The 26,514-nt window shown below is 36.4% G+C and carries 23 protein-coding genes; 8 read left to right on the forward strand and 15 right to left on the reverse strand.

Annotation, left to right across the window (positions count from 1 at the left end; translation table 11 throughout):
* The first annotated feature begins 107 nt into the window (after positions 1 to 107).
* Positions 108 to 743 carry a lipid-A-disaccharide synthase N-terminal domain-containing protein gene (locus AC13DP_RS21215; RefSeq protein ID WP_483068417.1) on the forward strand — a complete coding sequence of 212 codons (636 nt, stop codon included), beginning with the start codon at positions 108 to 110 and terminating at the stop codon, positions 741 to 743.
* Here the strand turns inward: AC13DP_RS21215 and AC13DP_RS21220 are convergent.
* The 7 genes from AC13DP_RS21220 to AC13DP_RS21250 all read right to left on the reverse strand — a co-directional run bounded on the left by AC13DP_RS21220 (position 720) and on the right by AC13DP_RS21250 (position 8,954).
* The gene (locus AC13DP_RS21220; RefSeq protein ID WP_483068418.1) at positions 720 to 2,117 is read right to left on the reverse strand and encodes an MptA/MptB family glycosyltransferase; all 1,398 of its coding nucleotides are present in this window, start codon (positions 2,115 to 2,117) and stop codon (positions 720 to 722) included. The genes AC13DP_RS21215 and AC13DP_RS21220 overlap by 24 nt on opposite strands.
* A gap of 335 nt (positions 2,118 to 2,452) precedes the next feature.
* Positions 2,453 to 3,925, reverse strand: coding sequence for a cellulose synthase family protein (locus AC13DP_RS21225; protein ID WP_483068419.1), 1,473 nt, complete (start codon positions 3,923 to 3,925; stop codon positions 2,453 to 2,455).
* A gap of 1 nt (position 3,926) precedes the next feature.
* Positions 3,927 to 4,625: a glycosyltransferase family 2 protein gene (locus AC13DP_RS21230; protein ID WP_013073580.1), complete on the reverse strand. Its 699-nt coding sequence runs from the start codon at positions 4,623 to 4,625 to the stop codon at positions 3,927 to 3,929.
* An 81-nt stretch (positions 4,626 to 4,706) separates the two neighbouring features.
* Complete coding sequence (locus tag AC13DP_RS21235) at positions 4,707 to 5,396, reverse strand: cyclase family protein (protein ID WP_483068420.1); 690 nt, start codon at positions 5,394 to 5,396, stop codon at positions 4,707 to 4,709.
* Positions 5,396 to 6,979: a 4Fe-4S binding protein gene (locus AC13DP_RS21240; protein ID WP_483068421.1), complete on the reverse strand. Its 1,584-nt coding sequence runs from the start codon at positions 6,977 to 6,979 to the stop codon at positions 5,396 to 5,398. Before AC13DP_RS21240 ends, AC13DP_RS21235 begins: the two co-directional genes overlap by 1 nt.
* A 52-nt stretch (positions 6,980 to 7,031) precedes the next feature.
* Entirely contained in the window at positions 7,032 to 7,598 is a 567-nt protein-coding gene (locus AC13DP_RS21245; RefSeq protein ID WP_483068422.1) for a transposase, read from the reverse strand.
* A 66-nt stretch (positions 7,599 to 7,664) separates the two neighbouring features.
* Positions 7,665 to 8,954 carry an NAD(P)/FAD-dependent oxidoreductase gene (locus tag AC13DP_RS21250; RefSeq protein ID WP_483068423.1) on the reverse strand — a complete coding sequence of 430 codons (1,290 nt, stop codon included), beginning with the start codon at positions 8,952 to 8,954 and terminating at the stop codon, positions 7,665 to 7,667.
* Positions 8,955 to 9,186: 232 nt separating this feature from the next.
* Here AC13DP_RS21250 and AC13DP_RS21255 point away from each other — a divergent pair, with 232 nt between their 5' ends.
* Positions 9,187 to 10,233 (forward strand): glycoside hydrolase family 113, encoded by a 1,047-nt coding sequence (locus AC13DP_RS21255; RefSeq protein ID WP_483068424.1) that lies wholly within the window; start codon positions 9,187 to 9,189, stop codon positions 10,231 to 10,233.
* 3 nt (positions 10,234 to 10,236) lie between these two features.
* Here AC13DP_RS21255 and AC13DP_RS21260 read toward each other — a convergent pair whose 3' ends face one another.
* The 6 genes from AC13DP_RS21260 to AC13DP_RS21285 all read right to left on the reverse strand — a co-directional run bounded on the left by AC13DP_RS21260 (position 10,237) and on the right by AC13DP_RS21285 (position 15,270).
* A complete protein-coding gene (locus AC13DP_RS21260) occupies positions 10,237 to 11,046 on the reverse strand; it encodes a DUF547 domain-containing protein (protein ID WP_041579216.1) in 810 nt (269 codons plus the stop codon).
* 30 nt (positions 11,047 to 11,076) lie between these two features.
* Positions 11,077 to 12,048: an arsenosugar biosynthesis arsenite methyltransferase ArsM gene (gene arsM, locus AC13DP_RS21265; protein WP_483068425.1), complete on the reverse strand. Its 972-nt coding sequence runs from the start codon at positions 12,046 to 12,048 to the stop codon at positions 11,077 to 11,079.
* A gap of 5 nt (positions 12,049 to 12,053) precedes the next feature.
* On the reverse strand, positions 12,054 to 12,866 hold the full coding sequence (locus tag AC13DP_RS21270; RefSeq protein ID WP_272958879.1) for a purine-nucleoside phosphorylase: 813 nt from the start codon (positions 12,864 to 12,866) through the stop codon (positions 12,054 to 12,056).
* A gap of 2 nt (positions 12,867 to 12,868) precedes the next feature.
* Positions 12,869 to 13,489, reverse strand: a complete 621-nt coding sequence (locus tag AC13DP_RS21275) for a TIGR04282 family arsenosugar biosynthesis glycosyltransferase (RefSeq protein WP_272958877.1) — start codon at positions 13,487 to 13,489, stop codon at positions 12,869 to 12,871.
* Positions 13,490 to 13,823: 334 nt separating this feature from the next.
* Positions 13,824 to 14,879, reverse strand: a complete 1,056-nt coding sequence (arsS, locus tag AC13DP_RS21280; RefSeq protein WP_347406323.1) for an arsenosugar biosynthesis radical SAM (seleno)protein ArsS — start codon at positions 14,877 to 14,879, stop codon at positions 13,824 to 13,826.
* 55 nt (positions 14,880 to 14,934) lie between these two features.
* Positions 14,935 to 15,270, reverse strand: a complete 336-nt coding sequence (locus AC13DP_RS21285) for an arsenosugar biosynthesis-associated peroxidase-like protein (RefSeq protein WP_013073569.1) — start codon at positions 15,268 to 15,270, stop codon at positions 14,935 to 14,937.
* A 476-nt stretch (positions 15,271 to 15,746) separates the two neighbouring features.
* Here AC13DP_RS21285 and AC13DP_RS21290 point away from each other — a divergent pair, with 476 nt between their 5' ends.
* Positions 15,747 to 16,772: a helix-turn-helix domain-containing protein gene (locus tag AC13DP_RS21290; protein WP_013073568.1), complete on the forward strand. Its 1,026-nt coding sequence runs from the start codon at positions 15,747 to 15,749 to the stop codon at positions 16,770 to 16,772.
* Here the strand turns inward: AC13DP_RS21290 and AC13DP_RS21295 are convergent.
* Positions 16,769 to 17,485, reverse strand: coding sequence for a LytR/AlgR family response regulator transcription factor (locus AC13DP_RS21295; RefSeq protein ID WP_483068426.1), 717 nt, complete (start codon positions 17,483 to 17,485; stop codon positions 16,769 to 16,771). The genes AC13DP_RS21290 and AC13DP_RS21295 overlap by 4 nt on opposite strands.
* Positions 17,482 to 18,573, reverse strand: coding sequence for a sensor histidine kinase (locus AC13DP_RS21300; protein WP_148211774.1), 1,092 nt, complete (start codon positions 18,571 to 18,573; stop codon positions 17,482 to 17,484). Before AC13DP_RS21300 ends, AC13DP_RS21295 begins: the two co-directional genes overlap by 4 nt.
* A 137-nt stretch (positions 18,574 to 18,710) precedes the next feature.
* Between AC13DP_RS21300 and AC13DP_RS21305 the strand changes: the two genes are divergently transcribed.
* The 5 genes from AC13DP_RS21305 to AC13DP_RS21325 all read left to right on the forward strand — a co-directional run bounded on the left by AC13DP_RS21305 (position 18,711) and on the right by AC13DP_RS21325 (position 26,139).
* On the forward strand, positions 18,711 to 20,969 hold the full coding sequence (locus AC13DP_RS21305) for a GH92 family glycosyl hydrolase (protein WP_483068427.1): 2,259 nt from the start codon (positions 18,711 to 18,713) through the stop codon (positions 20,967 to 20,969).
* 9 nt (positions 20,970 to 20,978) lie between these two features.
* Positions 20,979 to 22,865 (forward strand): sodium:solute symporter family protein, encoded by a 1,887-nt coding sequence (locus AC13DP_RS21310; RefSeq protein WP_483068428.1) that lies wholly within the window; start codon positions 20,979 to 20,981, stop codon positions 22,863 to 22,865.
* A 78-nt stretch (positions 22,866 to 22,943) separates the two neighbouring features.
* Positions 22,944 to 23,909 carry a glycoside hydrolase family 130 protein gene (locus tag AC13DP_RS21315; RefSeq protein WP_483068429.1) on the forward strand — a complete coding sequence of 322 codons (966 nt, stop codon included), beginning with the start codon at positions 22,944 to 22,946 and terminating at the stop codon, positions 23,907 to 23,909.
* 1 nt (position 23,910) lies between these two features.
* On the forward strand, positions 23,911 to 24,966 hold the full coding sequence (locus AC13DP_RS21320) for a carbohydrate-binding family 9-like protein (protein ID WP_483068430.1): 1,056 nt from the start codon (positions 23,911 to 23,913) through the stop codon (positions 24,964 to 24,966).
* A gap of 42 nt (positions 24,967 to 25,008) precedes the next feature.
* A complete protein-coding gene (locus AC13DP_RS21325) occupies positions 25,009 to 26,139 on the forward strand; it encodes a family 10 glycosylhydrolase (RefSeq protein WP_483068431.1) in 1,131 nt (376 codons plus the stop codon).
* The last annotated feature ends 375 nt before the right edge of the window (positions 26,140 to 26,514 follow it).

Consider the following 26,514-nt stretch of genomic DNA (forward strand, 5'->3'; position numbering starts at 1 on the left):
TTAACTTTTTAAGCAAAAAGTATTAACAAAGATTTACAATATAGTAAAGCTGTCCTTTAGCCTAATTTGGCTTATTTTGGACAGCTTTTTGTTTTAACCTTTGGTGTATGAACATGTGGGTAATTTATGGAATTGGTTTTTTAGCGCAGTTATGCTTTTCTGCCCGTCTCGTCAATCAATGGTTACTTTCAGAGAAAAAAAATAAAGTTCAAACACCAACACTTTTCTGGCAACTTAGTTTACTAGGTGCTATACTTTTCTTTGTCTACGGTTATTTGCGTAAAGATTTATCGATTATGATTGGTCAGGCGCTTATTTACTATATCTATTTTAGGAATTTGCAACTTCAAGACCAATGGAAACCTTCTAATATTTTCTTTAAAATCGCAGTTATTTTATCTCCAATAGTTATTGCAGGTTATCTCTTGTTTTTCAGTGAATTGGATTGGAGTAAATTATTTACAGGAGAGAATATAGCCATTTGGTTAGTGATTTTGGGGACGGTAGGACAAATTATTTATACAGGGAGATTTGTTTATCAGTGGTGGTATTCAGAACAGCATGATGAGAGTAGCTTGCCCTGGGGTTTCTGGATAATGAGTTTAACGGGTTCTGTCATTATTTTTACGTATGCCTGTTTCAGGACAGATCCAGTGCTGTTATCGGCCCATTTTTTTGGAGGTATCGTATATATCCGTAATCTTTTTATTATCCATAAATCAGCAAAAAAGGCTAAAGCTTAATTTCTTCGGAAAGAAAACTTCAGTAATCGCAAAGCCAATAACTACAACATATTCTAATGTGATTAGCCATAAGTTCTCCTGAAAATCCCCATTTCCGTAGGCATAATAACTTAGCATCGCTACAAAAGACCAGACGATTGGGAATCGATATGTTGTAAATATCGAAAGCAATAACGGGGTCAAAATATACCAGGGGTGCACAGTGGTAGACAGTAAAAAGTAAAAGCACAGCGCAAAAACACATCCTGAAATTAGCGATTTTAAGCTTCTTATTTTTCTAAAAAGACTGATGGTAAGGATAATGATAAAAGTGGCTACAGGAAGAATCCTACCGGTATCTGCGATAATGTTGTAGCCTTTTATTTGGAAACCAATCCATCGAATGGCGTAATAAATACTCGCATTGAACTCAAATTTTTGAAACCAAAGCCCAATACTTTTTGAAAAGTTAGCCAGGAAAGCCGAATTGTAAAATGGAAGAAAGCTTAGGATCACTATAAGCATCACAATAGTATAATAACTAAGTAGATTAGTCCATTTTATAGTTTTTAGGTCGTTGAGATTAGCTGATATTTGAGCTACGAAACTTCGATTTTCGCTACTTTCTGAAGTTTTTTTATTGTTACTGAAAAGCTTTAGAAAAAGGGGTAAGAACATAAGCGGAAGCAATTTTACGGAAACCGATAAGCCCAAAACTATGGCTGAAATGATCCATTTTTGTTTCCATAAAAAGTAAAAACTCAGGAGGATAAAAAAGCCCATGACACTTTCAAAATGTAGGTTGCCGGTACATTCAATAATTACAAAAGGATTCAGTAAAAACCAGAAGATATAATATTCGGGTATCTCGAGTTGTTTTAAAAGTTTTCTTCCGAAGACAAGGATACCAACTTCAGACAAAACAATAAAAAACCGAAAAATAAGTACTGAAAAAAGAATACTATTTCCTGATATCCATCCGGCAACTGCAAAAATCAACTGGTTTAGTGGTGGATAATTAGTGTAGTTGGAAGCACTTAAATTACCCATCCCGTTTACCAGTTCCTGCGCTTGAGAAATACTACCAAAATGAGCAGATTTCATTAATAAATCAGGTGTTGATAAATAGGGATTAATGCCGTTGGCCAGCAATCGTCCGTCCCAAATAAACCGGTAAAAGTCTTGCGAAAGATTGGGTAGCGCCACGATGAAAATTAACCTGAAAATTAGCGCCGCACCCGCCAATAACCAAAACCGTGTTTTTAAAAGCTGAATAACTTTAAAACTCAGAAAAAACAATCCGGTGTAAAGGGTGATTAATTTTGGGAAATCTGAGCGATTAAGATCGTAAGCAAAACTCCAGTAAAAAGCAGCTGCTGTAAAAAATAAAAGCAATGGAATTTTATGAAATTTCAGGGATTGGAGCAAACCTATTAGAAGTTAGAATTACGAAATACGAATGTAGTTAAAAATATGTTTTAAGAATGAGACCATTTCGCTACTACATTATGGAACGGAAACAAGAACCAAGAAGGTCCATCCTCTCAACATCGCCTCGTCTTCCATTTGAAAAGAGAGGTTTATTACGGAATGATCTCGTTATGAAAACTCCCTTAGTTCATATGGAATCTCTTCTAATTTTTGAATAAAAACAAATTAAAAAATGTGATTACAAAAGAAATAATAGTTGGGTCCCCAAAATCCAGCTCACTGCTATTGCCTACTGAACACTAAGTCTTCGAAAAAATACTCTTAAAAGCTACAAAACCAAAGCCACCGAAAAGCATTAGATGGAAAAGGACTAATCCAAAATCGTTTAGTTTAAACGCACTATAAATCGCAAAGGCAAAATAGAAAAAGAGTAAGGCCTCGATAAGGATGTTCGCAGAAAATTTATTCGATAAGTATTTATTGCCCTTCCAGGAATCTTTAAGTGTGTTGACGTTGAATTTTGGCGTGCGTATAAATTCTGATCTTTTACCAAAATGCCCTTCTAAAACCGCTAAAGAATTATGCACCGAAAACCCCATTGCTACGGCGAAAAAAGTGATGAACATCCCCATAAAATTGAAGAATGATTTTACACTTTTACCATGGATTTTGGCATACGGAACAAAATAGCAGCAAAAGAAAATAATGGTGCTAATCCCAAATCCAGCCAGTACATTAAAATACCAGCTAAACATTGGGTTATTGTTTTTTATGTATAAAACAGGAACGCTTAAAATCCCCAGTAATAGCACAATTAAAAACATACTAGAATTCAGTAAATGGAAAAAGCCATGAAATTTGGTTCCGAAAGAAACACTAGGATCTTTAACCAATTTCCGATAGTTTTTCCTAAAATTTTCAGCAGCACCTTTATTCCAACGAAATTGTTGGGAGCGTGCAGCGCTGATTACTACCGGAAGTTCAGCCGGAGTTTCAACATCTTCCAGGTATTTGAATTTCCATTTTTTAAGCTGTGCACGATAACTTAGATCAAGGTCTTCAGTAAGGGTGTCACCACTCCAGTTACCGGCATCCAGAATACATTCTTTACGCCAGATCCCGGCCGTTCCATTAAAATTAATGAAGTGCCGACCAAAATTTCTGCCGGTTTGTTCTAATATGAAATGAAAATCTAAAGCAAAAGCCTGGATTTTTGTAAGCAGCGAATAATCACGATTTAGATGCGCCCAGCGAGTTTGCACTACGCCTATTTCAGGATCTTTAAAATAAGGAACCGTTTTTTTAAGCCAATCTGGATTCGGCATAAAATCGGAATCGAAAATGGCAATAAACTCTCCTTTGGCAATTTTCAAACCCTCTTTTAGAGCACCAGCTTTAAATCCGCTGCGATTTTCACGTTGAATATGCTGAATATCAATTCCACGTTGTCTAATTTCGGCAATAATTTCAGTGGTTTTTATAACCGATTCGTCGGTAGAATCATCTAATACCTGAATTTCCAGTTTGTCCTTTGGATAATCGATTTTTGCGATATTCCGTAGTAATCGTTCTACCACATACATTTCGTTGTAAAGTGGCAACTGGATAGTTACTTTGGGGATTTCAGCAGGATTATTTAGATCGAATTTTTCAGCATTATCAATACTTTTCTTTGCTTTTAAGTAGTTCAGTAGTAATTGCAATTCTGAAATACTATAAAAGAAAATCACCAACAAGGCTAATGTGTATATTATGATAATCGCTAAATCCAATCTATTTAAAGCTATATTTGAATATCCAACCTAAAATCTTTACGCCTGCAAAGATAGCGCCTTTTAGCGTTCCGGAAACTTTAGAAACGCCAATCCTGTTTTTGTAATGCACCGGTACTTCTACATACGTAAAATCCTGCTTTAAGGCTTTAAGTTGCATTTCTATCGTCCAGCCATAGGTTTTGTCCTGCATATTTAACTTTAGCAGTTTCTCGTATTTTATTGCTCTAAAAGGACCAAGATCAGTAAATTTTGCTCCAAAAAATAAATGCATTAAAGTAGTAGCAAGCCAATTTCCAAAAATCTGAGGAAAAGTCATTGAGCCGGCTTCTCTCCATTTTTTTACTCTAGCTCCAATTACCATGTCGATATTTTTCTGCTGAATAGGTGCAATAATTTTGGTTAGTTCTGAAGGATAATCGCTATAGTCGCCATCCAGAAAAACAATGATATCTGGAGTTGAATTTTGATTAGCGATATAATCCATACCTTTTAAGCAGGCATAACCATAACCTTTGCGTTTTTCCTGAAGAACGGTCGCCCCGGCAGTCTGAGCATTTTTCTCGGTATCATCGGTCGAATTATTGCTTACCACAATAACTTCATCGACGATATTGGGGATTTCAGCAATCACTTTCGCAATCGAATCTGCTTCGTTATATGCAGGGATAATAACTTTTATGATTGAATTTTTCTTCAAGTCTTTTGGGTATAAACAGTATTTCCAGATTTTACTTTAGACCTCACAGGTTTTAGAAACCTGTGAGGTCTAGGCTGTCGTCTATTCAAAAATCGCAACGGCTCTAACAGGAGAACCTGTGCCACCGCGAATCTTCAAAGGTAGGGCGATAAATCTGAAACGCCCACGTCCAACCAGTTTATCCAGATTGATCATATTTTCGTAATGCGTAAAAGATAACTCACCGCAAATATGATGAACCTCTTTGTTGGAAATTCCGGGTATGCCGGGCGACATGGTTTCTACACCAAAAGCAGCGATCTTTTGTTCACCAAGCCAGCGAGCAGCTTCTGCTGAAATTCCCGGGCCATTTGGCCAATTTTCAGTATTAAAATGTTTTTGATAATGATTGGTACAAAGCAACAAAGTATCGCCTTTCTTTAGGTCGAGATAGGATAGTTTAAGCTGCTTTTTTATTTCTTCGGAAGTAATGATCTCTTTTAATCCTTTTGCTGAAAAGTCCAGGCAAATCCCTTCAGTATAAAAAGTAGATAATGGCATGGTATCGATTGATTTTCCTTTATCCTCTTTACGCATATGGTTTAATGCATCTACATGCGTACCGGTGTGTTCACTCATCTTAAGCGAATAAACGCTGGGGGTTGGGTTTTCAGGATTTTCGATGCCTTCCCATTCTTCGTGTGATGCATGCATTTTCATACTTACCTGCGGCAAGACTTTGTAAACCGGCATGCTATCGTAAATTTCCTGACTAAGATCGATAATTTCCATTAGTTACTTTTCTGATTCAGAAGATCCAATAGATCTACATCGTTACCTAACAATACCTCATCTTCGTTAATTCGGCCTTGCGTTTTTCCGTTTTCTAATTTTAAAACGCCACGGGGGCAAACCGCTGAACAGATTCCGCAGCCCACACAGCTTGATCGAACAATGTTTTGTCCTTTTTGTGCGTAGGCTCTAACATCGATTCCCATTTCGCAATAGGTAGAGCAATTTCCGCAGCTAATGCATTGTCCGCCATTGGTTGTAATTCTAAATTTTGAAAACAATTTTTGTTGCATCCCAAGAATGGCGGCCATCGGGCAACCGTAACGACACCATACCCGGCTACCAAAAATCGGGTAAAAACCAACACCTATGACTCCAGAAAATGCCGCGCCAATTAAAAAGCCGTACCATTCGCGGAGTTTATAGGCCGGGAAGAAGAATATATTCCAGTTTCCACTAAAATAATTGATGCCAATAATCGCTAATATCACCACTAAATATCCAATCGCTCCGTATTTCGCATCCTTTTGTAACTGGTGGCGTTTGAAGATCATGATCAGTGCGAAAAATAACGTAAGGAAACCGGCACTTCCCCAAAGAAAAATATCTTTAGTTAGCCAAAATCGATCAGCATTTTCACCAAGATAGGAGTAGATAACGGCGATTGTCATTACGGTTACAAAAACCAATACACTATGAATTACCCAACGTTCAACTTTCCAGGCTTTTTGTGATTTATCAGAGAGTTGCCTGAAGGGATCTCCTGCGGTTTCAGCGAGACCGCCACAGCCACAAACCCAGCTGCAATACCAACGTTTCCCGTATTTATAGGTGAGAATAGGAGTAATGACGAAGATCGAAACAATCCCAAAAATTAGCATCGCAACCCCTAAATTTCCGGCAGATAAAAATGAATCTAATCGATAGCCGGCAAAAAGATCGTAGTTGAGTGGCCAGATCGTTGTGGGAGCAAAATAAGGTTTGTTGAGTCGGGCGAGAATTTCAGGAATTAAGAATGCAAATCCCAATTGAAAAAACATCACCGAGCAGGTTCGAATGATCTCATAGCGATTATGTCGATATTTCAGTATAAATTTAAATCCGAATATCCAGATCGCAACGGTATATAAAGTTCCGTACACAAACCACTGGCTTGCCGGGCCACCATTTATAAATTTACTTAGCGGATCAAATAATGCGATGATTCCGGTATTCGCACTTTCGCTGTTTAATCCCAAATACTGCGGAAACCAATATAACACTACATAAAATAAGGTGAGACCAATGCCGAGTATCCAGGCCCAAAAGCCTTTTCCGCTTAACGATTTAAACCAAACGCCGTCGTTTTTGATCCCGGCATGTTTTCCCCAATAGGCATCTACAGAGAAAATCATCGTTCCCAAGGTGATCATTCCTAAAGATAAACTTAGAAATAAGCTTTTATTCGGGAAATTAAAATTTGCGATCGCAAGAACCAAGATCAATAAACCGGTAAGGCCAATGGCGCTTGCTATTTTTTGAATCGTGGAAATGCTTTTTGGAGCATCCCCGGTGATAGACATATTATGTTCGATGTTGCTCATTTTATATTATTTAGGCTTCACAGGTTTTTAAAACCCGTGAGACCTTTAGTTTTTATTCTAAATATAATTCGCTCTTTTTCTCAAAGATTTCCTGCTGTCGTTTGTAATGCATATATCTGAAATTGGATTTATCATCAAAAAGTTCTAAAACATCATCTCTTTTCAAAAGAGTCTTTGCTTTAGACATCACTGTATTAAACGAAGAGTACTTATAATTTTCAAAGTTTGTAGTGAACCCATGATGTGATGGATTTAGATGAATATATAAAATTAGTTGTTTTAGGTGTTCGTCATTTTTTATTTGAATTCTAGAAAATCTGTCTTGAAAAAGACTTCCATTTCTATCGTAGGCTTTATTTATAGCTTTAGCATAGGCATTAAATAAATTTGAAAAGCTTTTATAAAGAATCTTATTTTCAAAGTTTAGAGTTTTAATTAATAGATGAAAATGATTTTTTAATAAGCAGTATGCATGAACTTCTGCGATTGGTAAAATATATTTTTGAATCAATGAAAGGAAAAATGCGTAATTTCTATCTTCAATAAAAATGTTTTCACCATTATTGCCTCTATTGTAAATATGGTAGAACTTATTGTTTTGTAATGGCTCATATTTCATTTTTATCGATGTTTTTTAAACCTCACAGGTTTACGAAACCTGTGAGGTTTGGTTTGCCGCGTAGTCTTATTCTTCCTTCATTAAACCTGATTTAAAACTTTTGAAAATTGTTGCCTCATGCCGATTATAAAATTCAGGATCAAAATTAGCTTGTTTTAGATTGGCGAGAACGTAATTGATCTTTCGTTTTTCAGTAAGCCAACGGTCTAAAACTTCATGTCGCATTCGAATTCCGAAGGTATTTATCCCTAAAAACTGATTCGTATATCTATCGAAACTTATAGTAATCGCTTTAGTGCCATCTTTATGCTGCCAGTGAAAATGCTGCTCGTTTTCTTTAGGTTTTGGCCATACCCAACCGTAGGTTTGATATTCGATATCAAAAAATTTAGCCGAATTAAACCAATTCCCCGGATGGTACTTCGATTTCTCTCCGGTAAGTGTGAGTGCCAGAGTTTCACCCATCATTCTGCCAGTATACCAAACCGCTTCAACTGGTTTTCGCTGGCCAATCGCTTCCTGCTGCTCGGCACAATCACCAATAGCGTAAACATTGGGGATATTAGTTTCTAAATAAGAGTTTACTAAAATTCCTTTGTTGATTCCTAAACCAGAATCTTTTAAAAAATCGATATTTGGTCGAACACCGGCGCATAAACCTACAAGCTGGCAATCGATTTGTTCACCGCTTTTAGTCATGATGGCTTTTACTCTTCCGTTTTCATCAGGAATGATTTTATCGAGTTCGGTTTCTGTTCGTAAATCAATACCATGAGATTTGATATGTTCAGCAATCATCTTAGCATTTTCAAAAGGTAATACCGAATGCCAGAAAGCTTTTTCACGAACCAACATCGTAACTGCAATATTACGAGTGCGAAGCATTTCAGCAAGCTCAACACCTATAAGTCCGCCACCTACAACAACGGCTTTTTTGCAATTTTTAGTATTCTTTTCCAGTAACTCTAGATCTTGTTTAGAAACTAATCCTTGTACACCTTCTAGATTTTCACCTTCCCAACCAAATTTGTTCGGTATAGATCCGGTTGCTAAAACCAGTTTATCATAATCAAGCGTTTCACCATTTTTAAAATGAAGTGTTTTTTGAGCAAAATTGATTTGCTGTACCCAACCGGTTTTTAGATCGATTCGGTTTTTCTTCCAAAACCAATCTTCATATGGTTTTAAATGATTCCATTGCATGTGACCCATGTATACATACATCAGTGCGGTACGCGAGAAAAAGTAATCACTTTCTGCAGAAATTACGGTGATTTTTTTATCAGATCGCTTTCGAATGTGGCGAGCCGCGGTAATTCCGGAAATTCCGTTACCTAAAATAACAATATGCTCCATGCTTTAGATATTACTTGATAATTTTAATGAAATTTAATTTGGTTCAAAACCAATATGGTGTTCATTAATCAAGCCCTAATTTCGGGGTAATATTTAAAATTAGTCGCAAATAAAGAAGTATCTTAACTTAAAATTGTAGAAACCCGATTTAAAAACGAACCAGATTTTTGTCGAATATTGATATTAGTACTGATATACTTTATATTATAACTCGAATATTAAAAAGAATTGAATGAAATCTAAACTTTGGTTGGCTATTGTTTCCTTGCTTTTTATCTTTTGTAGCTACCAGCCAGATTTTCCGAAGCTAAAGTATAACGGATTAAGTTTAGTAGCCTCGCGGGATTCACTAAAAATCGAGCATATTCTTCCGCTAAAAAATGTAAATGCAAATACTATAGCCTTGATGCCTTTTGCTTTTCTTGAAGATTTAAAAAGTCCAGAGTTGCATTTTAATAATAAGCGGCAGTGGTGGGGAGAACGGGTAGGTGGTGTACAACAAAGTATTCAGTTACTTCAGAGAAATGGACTAAAGGTGATGATTAAACCTCAAATATGGATTTGGCATGGTGAATTTACCGGCGATCTTAATATGACCTCAGATAAAGATTGGCAAACTTTTGAAAATAGCTACCTGGAATATATCTTATTGTATGCCGAACTGGCCGAACAAAGACAAATTTCACTTTTTTGTATTGGAACCGAGCTTTATAATTTTACTGAAAAAAGACCTGAATTTTGGCAAAAGATGATCGCTGAAGTACGCAATGTATATTCAGGAAAGATCACGTATGCTGAAAACTGGGATAAAGTTGACCAATTTCAGTTTTGGGATCAACTCGATTTTATTGGTGTCGATGCTTATTTTCCGGTGAGTGAAGAAGAAAATCCTACAGAGGCTGAGTTAAGTAAGGGGTGGGAATCACATAAAAAAATGCTGCAAAATTTATCTTCAGCAACTAAAAAGCAGGTGCTGTTTACAGAATATGGGTACAGAAATGTGGATTTTGCAACAAAAGAGCCGTGGCTGGCTTCCTCTAGAAGAAGAGGAGATGAGCTTCCAGAATATTTAAACGAAGAATTACAGGCAAAGGCATTACAGGTGATTTATGATGAGTTTTGGCCGGAAAAATGGTTTGCCGGTGGTTTTCTTTGGAAATGGCATCACGATCATGAACGTGCAGGAGGAAAGCAAAACGACCAGTTTACCCCACAAAATAAAATGGCAGAAAAAATCCTAAAGTCGAATTACAGCAAGTACTCCGAAAAGTTAGAGTAGATTTTACTGCTTTTCGTTCAAATTCCAGTTATATTCTTTAAATGAAATGTTATTCCAGTTTTTCATTTTCACCTCGCTGTAGCGATTAATATATTCACCAATGGTGATACTACCACCGGTAAAATCACCACTGTACCAATCGAAAAGTCTGGAAAGCTGAGCCGATTCTGGTTTGATAATATTTTTAGGCGAATTGATAAAAGACCGGGTAGCATATTCCAGTTGTTCATTAATAGCATCAGCGGTATAAGCTTCATTTAACAGTCTTGGGCTGGATATGGCTGCTTTGCAGATGGCAAAATTAACCCGGGGCTCGTTCATTCTTCTTAGAATACTATTTTCTAAGGCGCCCAGTGAAATTTGTTTGGTTCCCATACTTACAAATTCTTTGGTGGTAGCACCATCGATACTCTGTACAGATTTAAGGGGATAATTGTCCAAAACAAGTTTTACCGTATTGGCGTTGTATGCGTTGATATAATACGATAGTTGCTCCTGGACAGACCAGGTATGATCTGGACGGTTTTCTGAAAGCATTTTTATGTATTTATCAAATGCCTTTCGATCATTTTTGAAGCCTTTGTAATTTACCATTCCTTTTTCATCTACATATTTTTGTAGTAAATTATGCCAGGTAGAATGATCAATATTCGTTGAAGTGTTAGAAATTGTTGAAATTAATTCGCCTTTTACATTGGTGTGTGGTAATCCTTTACTGGAAAATCCTGCCGCTGAAAATAAGGCGCAGCTGCTTAAACCAATAGGGAAAATGGCCATAATCAATATTCGCTTAAGTAGAATGTAATTTTTCATGCTGCGCAATTTTCAGTTTAAATTTTGTGTTTAGCAACAACCTCCACCATCGTAATGAAAAGTAGATTCGCTGATAAAAATATCATCTCGTTCCAAATCTTTTAAAGCTTTTGCTGTTTTGTCACAAACCGCTAAAGGCTGATTCTTTAAAAGAATATGCCCTTTTTTGTCATCAAAATGGTCGCTCTCTCCGTAATAGATTGCTGCTTTTCCTGTAAAAATGCAAGGACCATCTTCTGGCATAGGGTCTTTGATAGCCGCTACTTCTATAGATTCGATATAAATCAATTCCTTAGTTGGGTAATGTTTAGGATCCAGAATCCGGTATGGCTTTCTGGCTCTAATCTCTATAGTGCCAAAACCAACATCGGTTAGTGCTTTTACGTAGTCTTTAATTGGTAAACTTCCGCTAAGACATAAGGCTCTTAATCGTTCATCATTTCGTAGCTCTTCATTCATTTGCTGCTCGCAAGTAGGATCACTCATAACAAGTTTACCATTTGGCTTCAAAACACGGTACATTTCTTCTATTGCTCTTTTAAGGTCTTCCGCTTTAAAAATATTGAATAAGCAGTTTTGTGCGGCTACATCAACCGAATTATCTTCTACCGGGAGATGAAGCGCATCTCCCTTTTTTAAATCCACAAAATCTGGGTTAAACCATTCGTTTTGTTCTTTAGCAATTTTGAAATTTTTTCTGGAAGCTTCCAACATTTCATCAACGGCATCCACGCCTATAACTCCGTAAGGCTGTCTTGAAAAATAAGCGAATTGTAATAATTCCATACCTCCCCCAACACCAACATATAGAATACGCGGATTATTGGAAAGATCACGAGCATGAACCGTGCTGCCGCAACCGTAATTCATTTCTTGCATGATCTTCGGTATTTTTAAGCCCGGTAACTCCCAAATAGGATTTGTAGTGCAACAAAGCCCAACATCTGGTGTAAGCGCTGCATCTTTATAAACATCCTTTGTAGTTTCTAAATAATTGCTCATATGTATTAAAGCGTTTTGATAAGTTCTCTAAAAAGAACAATCATTTGTGGTTCGGCTTTTTCGGCCATGGCTATAATCTCACTAATATCTACCGGTTTTAAATCGTCTGGATTTCCTTCATCGGTAATTACAGAAACTGCGGAAACCGGAATATTTAAATGGTTGGCTACAATAATCTCAGGGACGGTGCTCATTCCCACGGCGTCGGCTCCTGCTATTTTTAGGAATCGATATTCAGCTCTGGTTTCTAATTGCGGGCCTAAAACCGAAGCATAGATGCCTTTGTGTAAATTGATATGGTTATTTTTTGCAATCTTTTCTAGTGTAGCATTCATTTTGGGGTCGTAAGGTTGCGACATATCTACAAAACGCTCTCCCAGTTTTTCTACCCCTTTAAAGGCTAAAGGTGATCCTCCCTGGAAATTAAGATGATCGTCGATTAACATTAATTCGCCTTTTTTATAATCAAGATTAATAGAGCCAGCGGCATTAGAAACCAGTAATTTTTTAATTCCAAGTCGCTTCATTACCCTAACCGGGTAAGTGACATCCTGTAAGGTGTAACCTTCATAAAGGTGGAAACGTCCCTGCATTACCACTACTTTTTTTCCTTCCAGACTACCGTAGATTAATTTTCCTTTATGAAATTCTACAGTAGCAGTAGGGAAATAAGGAATATGGTTATAACTGGCTTCGTGCTCGATATCTATTTCATCCACCAGTTTCCCTAGTCCGGTTCCTAAAATGATTCCGATTTCGGGAGCTTCAAATCCTTTAGATTTTAAATAATCGGTGGATTCCTGAATTGCATCTGTCATTGTCATACCTTGAAAAATGGAATAAAAGCAGGATGATCCTTGATATCTGAATACAGGTCAACATCATTCCGCTTTTCTAATAATTTATAATTTGATTTTTTAAGTTCGTTTATTGTATCCTGCAGTACCGTTGCGGTACCCCAGTTTTTATTTTTAAAGAGTTTTGGGTGAAGTTGTTTCATTCCAAGTAAATAATACCCGCCATCTTCGGCTGGGCCAATAACTATTTCATGATTGTTTAATACTTTAAATGCCTGCTCTAAATCTTTGGTCTCGATATCGTATAAATCTGATCCTATAATTATAATTTTTGAGTATCCTAAATTGAAACCTTCGGCAAATGCATTTTGCATACGCTCGCCTAAATCTTCACCAACCTGTTTTTTCTTCTGAAAAACTGCAGCATTCCAAAGATCGTTATTAGGTATTTCCTCAGAATAATAAACTGCTTTTTCGGTATCTAGCGGAGTACAGATCTTCGCCGTATGTGCGAGTAAAAATTTATAAATATCTAATGCCGCCTGATGGCCAATATCCCTGGCAAGTCTGGTTTTTACTTTGCCAAATTCTGGATTGCGGGTAAAGATTAAAAGTAAATTTTTTGAAGTAATTGTTTCTCCCAAAAAATAATATTTTAAGTATAAAGGTTAGATTTATAAATACGCTAAAAAAAGCCTTCAGTTTTTTTACAGTCTCAGCAAGATACTATGATTATATGAAAATCGCCTTTAATTTTGTGTGAAATTTATAGGAGCTCCTATTGTCACTTTTTAATCTGTTTTAAAGAAGCAATTGTAATGGTGATATTTAAAATTGTTATTTTTTTACGTGATAATCGGGATTAAAAGCTACGGTGTTTTTCAGATAGCTATCCGGATTGGACGACCTGTAAAAAAATCTACGAAAAGCTTCATGGGGTAGCTCATAGATAATTTTCTTGATTTGAGGATAAAAGCCTTAAATAGTAGAACCCTGGCAGCTGCTTCCTGCCCCGGCAGTACATCCGTAGCAATGCTGCGAAATGATAATGTTTCTATCGTTAAGCAGATCCTCGTTGTACTCACTAATATGCTTTACTTTAGAATTGACTTTAAGATCAAGCATTTGGTTAAAATCGCAATCGTAAAGCCATCCATCCCAACTGATCGAAATAGTATTGGTACACATTACATTTTCTACTGCAGCGGGATTATAAGCATCAACCAAAGAATACATGTAATCTTCATAATTCTCTGAAGCGATTAAATATTCTAAAAATCGACTTATAGGAAGATTAGTGATCGCAAACAAATTATTGAAATCGATATTAAAATCCTCTTTTAGCGCTTTTTTAAAATCATGTTCCATTGCGGCCTGGTTTGTAGGTAAAAATGCACCTGACGGATTATAGACAAGATCTAATTTAAGAGCACTGTCCGGTTGGGCGTACCCTACTTCGTTTAAGAGCTGAAGTGCTTTTATGGATTTGTCGAAAACTCCATTTCCGCGTTGTTTGTCCGTTTTTTCCCGTTTGTAAAAAGGTAAGGAAGAAACTACATGAACATTATGTTTTTTGAAGAAATTAGGGAGATCGTGAAATTTTTTATTTGCTAAAATGATAGTTAAATTAGATCGTACAATAAAATCTTTAATGCCTGCCTTTGAAGCTTCTTCTACAAACCATCTAAAATTAGGATTCATTTCTGGCGCGCCCCCTGTGAGATCCAAAGTATGTGCTCCTGTATTTTTGATCACCTCCAGACACAGCAGCATAGTTTCCTTGGTCATGATTTCCTTGCGATCCGGCCCGGCATCTACATGGCAATGTGAGCAAACCTGATTACACATGTAACCAAGATTGAGTTGCAAGATTTCCAGTTTTTTAGGTTTAAGCGGAAAATGACCACTTTCGGCAATTTTATCTTTAAATGTTGGTAGTTCTCCTTCTTCAAAAATACCTTCACTCAATAATTCCAGCTGCCGTTGTGGGCTGGATAAATCATCTTCTCTTGCTTTTAGGGATTTTAAAGACATCATAATTGTTTTGTCATTTGTACCAGATGAAACAATGCAGTATTGCTTAAAAAGTTTACATGCTAAGCTTTTTATATTTATTCATCATCTGTACACCATGTACAAGAGTCGCGCCACTTTCTATCGCTGCTCCTGCATGCACGGCCTCCATCATTTCTTCTTTAGTAATACCACGTTGTAAGCCATCTTTGGTGTAGGCATCAATGCAATAAGGACATTTAACCACATGAGATACAGCCAGGGCAATCAAAGATTTTTCACGGGCAGAAAGAGCGCCTTCTTCAAATACTTTTCCGTAATAATCGAAAAATTTTTTTCCAAGCTCTTCGCTCCATTCAGTGATTTCACCAAACTTTCTTAAATCTGCAGGATCATAATATGTTTTAGACATAAAATAGGTTTTATGTAAAGATACAATTTATGTCATCTAATTTTTAAAGAATAGCTTATCTATATAAAATTCCGAAGCGAAAAGGGGTTAGAAAATATTGAAATTAAGCCGGGTGAAAAGTGTAGATTAACCAAATCTATAGAAAATTGTTAAAATGTTATCCATCAAAGCATACCACATATGTTAATATTGAATTAAATTTAAGTATATTAGGGCAAAAACAAAAAGCAAAAGTTCAGTTTAGCAGATTAAATAATGATTGTTTTTTATGGAGTATGCCGCATTATTGCTGGTTTTTAATTATAAATAACGTTTTTCACATAACTAATAGTTGATAAGGCACAATTTTAAAAATCGTTAAAAATAATTAACTTCAAATATTAATTTTACCTGTCGCAAGCTTATTTAAACGTTTGCAAATAGACAATAATTAGTAACTACACGAACTGCTTGTTTTTAAAAGCGCTGCAGACTTTATGAGAATAGACGTTAATACTTTACCTGTAAATGATATTATTAAAGACATCTCTAAATGTATTGATGTTCCTGTAAACGATGGATCCGGAGAGCTTATTCTCAAAATTCCTTCAAGTATAGGAGAAGGTTATATTAGGGGAGCCAGCTTTGATTCGGGTATTGGTATTATCACATATAACTGTAAGTTCTATGAAGATATAGATATACATTTCACTTTAAATAGCATACATCCATTAAAATTTATTTTTTGCTCTCAGGGGAGTATAAATCATTGTTTCGAAGATGCTAATACGGTAAATACCATCGACAGTTTCCAGAATATTATTGTGTCCAGTAGTGGTTATAACGGGCATGTACTGAGTTTTAAAAAAGACGTTGCAACTCATGTTTCAAGTTTAGAAATTATCAGGTCTATTTTTTCACATCGTGATAATTATCAGTTTCAGGGAATAGAGGAAGAACTTAAAGAGGTTTTTAGAGATCAGGTTTCTGAAAAAGAGTTCTTTTATCAGGGCAACTATAGTTTAAAGTCTGCTGATCTTATGGAAGAGATCGCAACAAAAGAGTTTACCGGTTTTTTGAGATCAATTTTCCTTGAAGGAAAGGCATTTGAAATGTTGGTGGTTCAAATAGCCCAGTATCAGGATGATGAAGCAGAAGATAAGCTGCCACAAATTCTCCGTAAATCGGATATCGAAAAAGTGAATTATGTTTCCAAAAGAATTGAAGGGGACTTAGGGAGTAATCTTACCGTGGAAGCTTTAGCCAAAGAGGCCGGAACCAACGTAAATAAACTTCAGGAAGGCTTTAAGTATGTTTACGATCTTACCGTAAACAAATACATTCAGCATAGAAAATTGGAGGCTGCCAAAGAAATGCTAATGAATACCGATAAAAATATCTCTGAGATTGTGGTGGCCATTGGTTTAAATAACCGTAGTTATTTTTCTAAAATTTTTAAGGAGAAATACGGGGTTAGTCCCAAATACTTTTTAAAATCGGGTTCCAGACAGGATCAGGATTAATCCTGATCCCCATTTTTTAAAATAGCATCTTTAGCTTCGTTAATATAGCTACGGCCAATAGTATAGCGGCTACCGCCAATCTCCAGGCTGTTTCCTTCTATGGCTTCAACTTTTGGTATGGCGATGGTGTAGGAACGATGAATTCTGATAAATTGATCCGGTGGTAAACTTTCCGTAAAGCTACTTAAAGTTTGATGTACGATAAGTTTATCTGTAGCGGTAATAATTTTTATATAATCTTTTAAACTTTCGATCACCATGATATCTTTCAGGTAGATTTTTCGCATTCTTTTTTTATCGACTTTTACAAAAATGTGTTCTGGTTCAGCGGTCGATTTTAAAGGATTCTGAAATTCACTTTTTAATTTTAAAGCCTTATTGGCTGCTTTTAAAAACCGGGGAAAGGGAATAGGTTTTATTAAAAAATCAAGTACTTCTAATTCATATCCTTTTACGGCATATTCTTCATGGGCAGTGGTAATTATTACATTTGGTTTATGAGGCAAACTTTCTAAAAAGCTATATCCATCTAAAAGTGGCATATTAACATCTAAAAAGAGCAAATCGATTTCGTTTTCCTGCAAATAATGCATACTATCCACCGCATTGGTAAATGTTTCCTTTAGGCAGAGCTCTTTTATCTGTTCTACATAGTTTTTTATCACCTTTATAGCTAAAGGTTCATCATCAATTATGATACAGGAAAGACTCATTTTAGTTTTAGTTTTAATTGAATTAAAAATTGACCGTTTTTTTCAACAATATCAAGTTTATATTCTTCTTTGGTGTAGCCTAATTCCAGGCGTTTTTTCACATTGTTAATGCCTATTCCGCCAGAAGGCTTTAGTTTTTTTGGGAGTTTCATTTTTCGCTTTTGGGACGTAGAGTTAGCGACCTCAAAGTAAAGAAAATCATCTTCAATTTTTAATTTGATCTTTACAAAAACATTTCCTATGTTTTCGTTTACACCATGTTTAAAGGCATTTTCAACAAAAGGGATAAGCAACATTGGGGATAATTTTTTCCCTAAGATATCGCCAGAAATTTCCATTTCTACATTCAAATTGTCTCCGTAGCGAATTCGCTCAAGATCAAGATAGTTCTGGATGCATAATATTTCTTTTTCCAGACTTTGTCGTTTGTTTTTTGTCTCGTAAAGTAAATACCGCATAAGCTCAGAGAGTTTTAATACGACATCTGGAGCTTTGTCTGATTTTTCTAAGGTTAACGCATAAATATTATTTAAGGTATTGAAGAAAAAATGTGGTGAAATTTGTGAACGTAAAAAACGCAGTTCGGTTTCTAATTTGGATTGTTCCAGTTTTGCCGCTTTTTGGTTGGTAGAAATATAATCTATCGTAATTTTAATAGCGGTAACAAATGAAATTACATATAGCTCGCCCAGCATCATCTGGATTACGTAGTTAGCCGTAAGGGAATGAGTTTCCGGACCTTCTGGCCATACGTTATTACTAATTAAAATATAAGTAAGCTCAAATTTGAGGATTACCATGCAAAAAATAGTAATGACCAATGAGAGCGTAAACAAAATAAATCGCCGTTTATAAATAAAGGAAGGAATTAGGAAGTAAATTGTAAAATAGCAAAGGAACATATGTATTGGGAAGCCTAAAAGATTTCCTTTAATAGATAATGCATAATCTTCGTAATAACTGCCCCATCTTAACGTGTTGAAAATAAAGTAAATACTCCAGAATATTACATGGTGTACAGTCTTAATTTCATAATCTGCAAATCTTGAAAGTTTAAACAGATTTTTTATGGAATGTGTGCTAGCCAATTTTTATATTTTTATTAACTATTTTGTTGTTTATCCTTTCAGATATGTCATTGGTCTAATATCTTTTTAATAGTTGATGAATATATAAATATTTAGCTTAGAAGTTGGGGTGGCTCAACAATAAATCCGAAAAATCAATGATTATGGTAAAACGATTTTGCATAATAACTGCATCATTTTTACTCTTAATTTCCTGCAAAAAAGAAGGAGAAGAAAATCTAAAAGAAACCTCAAAAAATGAAGATTTAGTTGGTATTGTAAACCCTTTTATAGGAACCGGTGGTCACGGTCACACGTTTCCGGGAGCCAGCCGCCCGTTTGGGATGGTGCAGGTAAGTCCCGATAATGGAACAAGTGGTTGGGACTGGTGTTCGGGATATCACTATTCAGATTCACTGGTAGCGGGATTTGGTCATTTGCATTTATCGGGTACTGGAATTGGTGATCTTGCTGATCTTCTTTTTATGCCGGTGAATAAACAAATAGATTTAACCAAAACAGTAAAAGAAAGGAACGATATTCCTTACCTCTCTAAATATTCTCACGATAACGAAACTGCTAAACCTGGTTATTACCAGTTGTTTTTAGAAGATTTTGATATTAACGTAGAACTTACTTCATCTCTTAGAACAGGTTATCACCACTATACCTTTGGAGAAGGAGAAGAGCAATCTGTAGTGATTGATCTTGGTTTTGCTATCAACTGGGACGAGCCAACATCAACATCAATAAAAATAGAAGACGAGAATACTATTACGGGGTATCGTCATAGTACAGGTTGGGCCAAAAATCAGAAAGTATTTTTTGTAGCCAAATTCTCTAAACCTGTTATAAATTCTAATTTATATGCTGAAGCTAAGCTTTCTGAAGCTTCTGAAGTTAATGGGAAAAAAACTGCAGCACAATTGTTTTTTGATAAAGAAGATAAAAAACTTCAGGTTGCTGTCGCATTATCTTCAGTAAGCATAGAAAATGCAAAGGAAAATTTAGACAGTGATGCTAATTTCGATTTTGAAGGAATTAAATCAGAATCTAAAGAAACCTGGAATGAGGCACTTTCAGACATTGTAGTAGAAACTCCTATCGATTCTTTAAAAGAGATTTTTTACACTGCCCTTTATCATACTAAATTATCACCGGTAACATTTAGTGACAAAAATGGTGAATTTCGATTGCAAAATGATAGTATTTCCCGCGCTGATGGAACAACTTATTCTACACTGTCACTTTGGGATACTTTTAGGGCAGAAAATCCTTTATTAACTATTACAGATCCAGATAAAGTTCCAGATATTATCAATTCGATGCTTGCTTATTATGATGAAAGCGGATCTTTACCGGTTTGGACGCTTTATGGAAACGAAACAAATACTATGACAGGATACCACTCGGTTCCTGTAATTGTTGAAGCTTATTTTAAAGGGGTAAAAGGATTTGATGCCGAGCGTGCTTTTGAGGCTTTAAAAACAACCATGATGCAAGATCAGCGTGGCCTTAAAGAATTGAAAGAATATGGGTATATTCCTTTTGATTTAGGGAATGAATCGGTAACCAGTACCTTGGAATATGCTTATAATGACTGGTGTGTTGCACAAATGGCCAAAGCATTAGGTAAACAGGAAGATTACGAGTATTTCTCTAAAAGAGCTGAAAGTTTTAAAAAACTTTTTGATCCCGAAACTGGATTTATGAGAGGGAAATCTGCTAAAGGAGAATGGCATTTACCATTTGATCCTAAGCATTCTCAACATCGTGTAAATACTGATTATACTGAAGGAAATGCATGGCAACACAGCTGGTTTGTGCTTCATGATCCGCAAGGATTAATTGAACTTCATGGAGGAACCGAGCCATTCACGGAAAAGTTAGAGCAGCTTTTTAATGAAAGTTCAGAAATTACCGGAGAGCATACTTCTGCAGATATTTCAGGATTAATAGGGCAGTATGCTCATGGTAACGAGCCAAGTCATCATATCGCTTACTTGTTTAATAAAGCTGGGAAGCCCTGGAGAACACAATATTATGTTCATGAGATTTTAAATACGCAATACAATACCACACCAAACGGACTTTCTGGAAACGAGGATGCCGGGCAAATGTCGGCATGGTACGTTTTGAGTTCTATGGGATTATATCCTTTTAGTCCTGCAAGTGCAACCTATGAGATTGGCACACCTATTTTCGAAAAATCTACGATTAATCTTCAGGATGGTGGAACTTTTGTAATCAAAGCTGAAAATGTTTCTCCTGAAAATTTCTATATCCAATCAGCTAAGCTTAACGGAAAAGAATTTAATACTACAACAATTTCTCACGAGCAGATTCTTGCCGGCGGCACATTAGAGTTTGTGATGGGAAGCGAACCGAATAAAAACTGGGGTGTAGCCAAAAAATAAACAGAATTAATGCATATAGTAGATGTAGCCATCATTATCCTTTATATTATTTTAACCCTGGGTGTTGGAGTTTGGGTTTCTAAAAAAGCCAGCGCAGGTCTGGATTCATATTTTTTGGGAGGGAAAACGATAAAGTGGTATTACCTGGGCTTAAGTAATGGGTCAGGGATGTTTGATGTTTCCGGGACCGCCTGGATGGTAGGAATCCTTTTTTTATATGGGGTAAAAAGCTTCATGTTTATGTGGATGTGGCCTATCTGGAATCAGGTCTTCGTAATGATGTTCCTGGCGGTTTGGATTAGACGCTCTAAAGTGATGACGGGATCTGAGTGGATTCTTACCCGTTTTGGAGATGATAAAGCAGGCAGGGCTTCCCATTTAATCGTAGCGATCTTTGCCGTAGTCGCATCTATAGGTTTTATCGCCTATTTTTTTGAAGGTGCCGGTAAGTTTATGACCGTAATCCTTCCCTGGGATGTAAGCCTTACTATTGCTCAAACTACCTTATTAAATTCAGAACAGACCTACGCCTTACTAATTATATTTTTTACTACGATCTACACCATTAAAGGTGGAATGTTCTCTGTAGTGACTACCGAGGTTTTACAATATTTAATTATGGTACTTGCCGGGGTATTGGTGGCAGGGTATACATTTTATGCATTTACTGATGTTGAGGTTAATCAACTTATCCCTGAAGAATGGAAAAATGTGTTCTTTGGCAATCAACTTACCGGTTTTTGGTCTGGGGATTACCAGGAATTTAACCGACTTATAGACACACAAGGCTATAAAATGTTTGGTGCTTTTATCGGGATGACGCTGTTTAAAGGTTTCTTTTCGAGTGTAGCCGGACCAACTCCGGGTTACGATATGCAACGAATTCTTTCTACCAGAAATGTAAAAGATGCGGCTTATATGAGTGGTTTTACCAATTTGGTACTATTTATTCCACGTTATCTTTTAATTGGTGGGATTGTTTTAATAGGATTGGCTTTTATCGCACCACAAATGGCTGAAGCAGGAGCGGTTACTGGTAATGACCTGGAGGTTATTTTACCAAAAGTGATTAATAACCGGGTTCCGGTTGGGATTAAAGGTTTGTTGCTGGCAGGATTGCTAGCCGCGTTTATGTCTACTTTTTCAGCTTTTGTAAATGCGGGGCCTGCTTATATTGTGAATGATATTTATAAAAAATATTTTAAACCCGTGGCTTCAGATAGTCATTATGTAAAAGCCAGTCACATCGCTTCTTTTGGAGTGGTTACCCTGGGAGTGATTATGGGTTTTTTTGCAGATTCTATTAACTCGATTACCCTGTGGATTACCAGTGCCCTTTATGGAGGGTATGTAGCCGCAAACTTTTTAAAATGGGTTTGGTGGCGTTTTAATGGCTGGGGATATTTTTGGGGAATGTTGGCAGGTTTGATCATTGCTACACTTCAGTTTTTCTTAGATCAGAATAAAACGAATTTAGAAGCAGGAACGCTACTGCACGAGCTTTCAGAAATTCCAGCTATTTATTTATTTCCTATTATTTTGGTATTTTCTGTATTGGGATCTTTGCTGGGAACATTCTTAACCAAACCTACAGATATGGCCACCTTAAAGTCATTTTATACCAATGTACATCCCTGGGGATGGTGGAAGCCGGTTAGGGATTATTATTCAGAAGAACAGATAGAGAAAAATAAGGATTTTTGGCTGGATATGTTCAATTGTATTATTGGGATCATCTGGCAATCAAGTATGATCCTGTTACCTATATTTTTAGTGGTGAGAGATTATAATAAAACATGGGTGACCTTAGCGGTTTTTCTGTTAAGCAGTTTGATATTGAAGTTTACCTGGCTTGATAAGGTGAAGCACCTTGAAACCAGTGCAGACGATAGTTGAAAATAATAAAATAACCTGATTAATAGTTGGGATAAAACACTAAAATCTCGATTTTTCGAATAAAAATAAAAGAAGAAGATGAAGAATATACCTTGGCAGGAGAAACCTGAAAATTGTAAAGATGTACTTTGGAGACATAGCGAGAACCCTATTATCGATCGATATGCTATCCCTACTTCAAACAGTATTTTTAATAGTGCTGTAGTTCCTTTTGAAGATGGATTTGCCGGGGTTTTTAGATGTGATAACAAAGCGGTGCAAATGAATATTTTTGCCGGTTTTAGTAAAGATGGGATCAATTGGAATATTAACCACGAGCCAATCCAGATGCAGGCTGGGAATACCCAAATGATCGATTCAGATTATAAATACGATCCTAGGGTAACTTTTATAGAAGATCGATACTGGATTACCTGGTGTAATGGTTATCACGGCCCTACAATTGGGATCGCTTACACCTTCGATTTTAAAGAATTTTTTCAATGTGAAAATGCTTTTTTGCCCTTTAACCGAAACGGAGTGTTATTCCCTAAAAAAATCAATGGTAAATATGCCATGTTAAGTCGCCCAAGTGATAATGGGCATACGCCATTTGGCGATATTTACATTAGCTATAGCCCGGATATGAAATACTGGGGTGAGCATCGTTGTGTTATGAAAGTTGCTCCGTTTGAACAAAGTGCATGGCAATGCACCAAAATCGGCGCCGGCCCGGTGCCGATTTTAACCGATGAAGGTTGGTTATTGTTTTATCACGGTGTTATCGCTACCTGTAATGGATTTAGATATTCGGTGGGTGCCGCCATTTTAGATGAAAACGAACCAGATAAAGTAAAATACCGTTCGCAGCCTTATTTATTAGCTCCGGCAGAACTTTATGAATTGACCGGAGATGTACCAAATGTGGTTTTTCCTTGTGCAGCATTACATTCTCATGAAGAAGATAGGTTAGCTTTGTATTACGGGGCCGCCGATACCTGTACAGGTGTTGCTTATGGTAAAATTAGCGAAGTAGTAGACTTTGTAAAAAATAACAGTTTATAAAATGAAATCGATTTTAGCCATTTTCGGATCTCTTTTTTGTCTAAATGCTTTGGCACAAGAGCCACCGCGTTCTTACGTATCTTATAAAACTTCAGAAGAAATTGTTATAGATGGTAAAGCCGATGAATCTAGCTGGAAAGAGGCGAAATGGACTGCTGATTTTATTGATATTGAAGGCGATAAAGTCCCGAAGTATAAAACCAATGCAAAAATGCTTTGGGACGATCAGTATTTTTATATCTACGCCAAATTAGAAGAACCGCATATATGGGCTACTTTAAAGCAAAGAGATACGGTAATTTTTTATAATAACGACTTCGAAGTTTTTATTGATCCTGATGGGGATACCCAAAAATATATGGAGTTTGAGGTAAATGCCTTGAATACTGTTTGGGATTTAATGCTTATTGAAGCTTATCGTGAGGGCGGTCCGGCGATTGATCACTGGGATATTAACGGAATTAAATCTGCTGTGAATATTCAAGGCACTTTAAACGATGCTTCAGATAAAGACCAATACTGGGAAGTAGAAATTGCTATGCCATGGGATGTTTTAACCGAAGCCAGTGCCAATGGGAAAATTCCGCAGAATGATTTTTGGCGTGTTAATTTTTCTCGTGTAAACTGGAATCATGATCTTAAAGAGGGGCATTATTCAAGAAAGAAAGATGAAAATGGCCGGTTTCTACCAGAATATAACTGGGTTTGGTCGCCGCAAGGTGTGATTAATATGCATGAACCCGAACATTGGGGCTATGTGTTTTTTAGTGATAAAAAGCCTTCAGAGAATATTGAATTTAAAATTCCGGAAGACGAACATATTCGTTGGACGATGTATTCTTTATACAGAGCGCAAAAAGATTATTACTCAAAACATCAAAAGTGGGCAAATACCGTAGAAAAGCTTCAGGATTTGCCGGTTTCTGTTTTAAATAAAGAATTAAATCCGAAAATAGAAGTCCATTCTTCAGGATATAATCTTAGTGTTGAAAGTCCTTTTTCAGGAAAGAAATACCTGATTAAAGAAGATGGATCGTTTATTCAATTAACCAAATAATTATTGCCCAAAACGGGCAATTTCAAGACAAACCTTAATCGTATGAAATTTAGATTTTTACTTTTTTCGTTATTGGTCGCTTTTTCGACCATTTCGTGTTTAGATAATATGCAAAAAGCTAACGCTAATACTGCCGAAGCTAGCGAAGGAACTGAAAGCGAAACTAATGCTGATTCAGATTTTAAATACTGGACGTGGATTACTGCAGATGCCAGCCGAACAGATGAATCCTATACTGAAGAATTTAAAAAATATAAAGAAAATGGGCTGGATGCCGTGTTGATTAATACCGATACCGATCCTGAATTACTTTCTCGTTTAACACCACTTGCCAAAGCTGAAGGTTTAGAAGTTCACGCATGGATTATGGCAGTGAACCGCCCGGGAGACAAAGTAGCCTTACAACATCCAGAGTGGTACCAGGTAAGTCGTAATGGCGAATCCTGTTTTGATCATCGTCCTTACGTAGATTATTATCAGTGGCTTTGTCCAACCAGAGAAGAGTCCAGAAATCATATTTTAAGCCTGGTAGAAGGCCTTGCAAAAGTTAAGGATGTAGAAACGGTACATTTGGATTATATACGATTCCCGGATATTTTTCTTCCTATAGGTTTATTGCCTAAATACGATTTAGAGCAGACTACAGAAATGCCAGAATACGATTTTTGTTACTGTGATGTTTGTATTGCAAAGTTTAAAGAAATGCACCACAAAGATCCTAGGGATACAGACGACCCTCAAATTGATATGGAGTGGAAGCAGTTTCGATTAAACAGGATTAGAGATCTTGTGAATGATGCTTATAAAATTGTTCATGAAAATAATAAAGAGCTTAGTGCCGCAGTATTCCCTTATCCAGAAATGGCAGATCATATGGTGCGCCAGCGTTGGGATAAATGGGATATTGATTATGTATTACCAATGATCTATAACAATTTTTATAATGAAGAATTAGATTGGATTGGATTTGCAACCAAACAAGGAGTACAGGATTTAGAATCCAAGAATACTGAATTACACACCGGAATTTATATTCCTGAAATGACTCCTGAAGATCTTACGGAAGCGATAAATCAGGCAAAAGCAAACGGCGCTAAAGGAGTGTCTTTTTTTGATGGAGGGGCATTTACCAAGGAGAAGCTGGAAGCAGTGAAAGCGGCGAGTGAAGAGTAGTTTCTAAATTCGGTTTTGAATGAATTCTCTATAGATAATTGAAATGATCTGTCATTTCGACTGAAGCGCAGCGTAATGGAGAAATCTCAGGCTATTATTAGATTTCTCGACTCCGTTTCACTACGCTCGAAATGACAAAATCGAGTATAATACTATAGATGAAGGATAATTTGATAACATTTGGATATGTTTAATCTGATGCTGAATTATTGGATTATCGATATGAAAACTGGCCTATCAAAAATTGAACGTGAAATTTGAAGCGAAAATTCCGTAAAATTTCAGGCTGTTTGAGACGTAGTCGAGTTTCTGAAATTTAAGGATTGAGGGATAAATTTAGTTCAAGGTTTGTAAGCCTAGACTTTTTTGTTTCTT

This window comes from Zunongwangia sp. L-65 (assembly GCF_056859415.1).